The sequence below is a fragment of the Aneurinibacillus sp. UBA3580 genome (assembly GCF_002375825.1).
GTDB classification, from domain to species: Bacteria; Bacillota; Bacilli; order Aneurinibacillales; family Aneurinibacillaceae; genus Aneurinibacillus; species Aneurinibacillus danicus.
In genome coordinates, this window is sequence record NZ_DFMZ01000132.1 from 1 (window position 1) to 219 (window position 219).

A 219-nucleotide genomic window follows, 5' to 3' on the forward strand; every position below is an offset into this window, starting at 1 on the left:
GAGCGTTTGACGCTGGCAGGCCTTCTGACCGGCAACTGGGTAGGACCGCACTGGCAGCAGAAAGCGGAGCCGGTGGATTTCTACCTCGTGAAAGGGATCCTGGACGTGCTGTTGAACCGCCTGGGCATTACGGGGATTGAATACCGCCCTGCAAAAGACTTAAAAGGCATGCATCCCGGAAGAACGGCGCAGCTTGTTTTGCAGGGGCGGCCAGCCGGG

1 pseudogene is annotated in these 219 nt (G+C 59.8%); it reads left to right on the forward strand.

Features of this window, described 5'->3' with window-relative positions:
* Nucleotides 1-219: pseudogene (locus B2899_RS17370) on the forward strand (phenylalanine--tRNA ligase subunit beta); the annotation flags it as partial.